The following is a 1,141-nucleotide window of genomic DNA, read 5'->3' on the forward strand; positions in this document are numbered from 1 at the left end:
CATAATATCCTCCTGATTTTCGCCGTTTGTTAACTCGTTTAATATTTTTGCTGGCATTATAAATAGAAAATTCCCAAGAGCGGGTCGTGCGTTTTTCTACTTCTTGCTTGATTAAATGTAATAGTAAAATTACTGCATAGCTATAAATTTTATTTAATTTATCCTCCTTTGACATTTCTTCTAGTTCATCAACAATTTCTAAGGCTTTATGATAGTTTCTTTCTTCAATGAGTTGACGTAATAAGGTTAATTCTTCCATGTCCTGAGTTGATGGGAGTAGGGAGTAGGGAATCGGGAATCGGGAGTCGGGAGTAGGAAGCTAGGAAGTTGGATCACCCCCCTTATAAATCATCGGGATTGATGCCAAGGGTACGCAATTTTTCTGCCAATCGCTCTGCCCGTTGGCGTTCTTGTTCTGCCCGTTGGTGTTCTTGTTCTGCCCGTTGGTTTTGCCGTTCTGCCCGTTCTGCTGAAGTCTCAATCCAATTACCAGCTTCATCATACCAACGCAGCCACAACCCTTGTGTTTCTTGATATTTTCCTTGCCATACCCCTAACCCTAATTCCAGTTCTGGAATCCAAAATTTGGGCTCAGAAAGCTCTGCTTCCTGATACTGAGTGACAATTAATTGAAACACCCGCAACTGGTTTTCATAACGGTCAAAGACCACATAGTAAGGAATGCGCATATACTGTTCATATGCTTGCCATTTGGTGGGTGGCTTGTTGGCAGACCTTAGGGTTTGTCCTAAATCTTCAGCTTCGGTACCTGGTGATAGGAGTTCGACTACCAAAAATGGCACTCTTCCTTCCTGCCAAACCACATAACTCCAGCGCAGATCTTGTTGTTGTTGAGCAGGAGTGACACCCAATACCAGAAACCAATCCGGTCGTTTGTGCCACAACAAATTATGACTATCGTAATATAAATTTAGGTCTGTACCAATGAACATCTCCTCCCTGGGATAGTTGGGAGGTTGGCAGGTTTCCCGCAATAGCTGGGGTTGGAAGTCATGAAATTCGTCAGGCAAACCAGGCTCCTCTGGGTCTTCACTAGGTAAGTCATACATAGTCGGCATAGTTTCGCTGGGAGAAAGCGGTGGGTCAGTTTGGTACATGATCTTCTGTTGAACCTGATAGT

The 1,141-nt window shown here is 43.5% G+C and carries 2 protein-coding genes; both read right to left on the reverse strand.

Features of this window, described 5'->3' with window-relative positions; translation table 11 throughout:
* Positions 1–259 (reverse strand): DUF29 family protein (locus F6K37_RS43665; RefSeq protein ID WP_287257382.1); only part of this gene is annotated, 259 nt, incomplete at its 3' end.
* A gap of 82 nt (positions 260–341) precedes the next feature.
* Entirely contained in the window at positions 342–1,118 is a 777-nt protein-coding gene (locus F6K37_RS43670; protein ID WP_071986932.1) for a Uma2 family endonuclease, read from the reverse strand.
* Between the last annotated feature and the right edge of the window lie 23 nt (positions 1,119–1,141).

The organism is Moorena sp. SIO4E2, assembly GCF_010671945.1.
In the GTDB taxonomy this organism is placed as follows: Bacteria; Cyanobacteriota; Cyanobacteriia; order Cyanobacteriales; family Coleofasciculaceae; genus Moorena; species Moorena producens.

Coding starts and splice junctions, on each gene's coding strand:
- F6K37_RS43670 (WP_071986932.1), bottom strand. CDS start 1,118: ATGTACCAAACTGACCCACCGCTTTCTCCCAGCGAAACTATGCCGACT.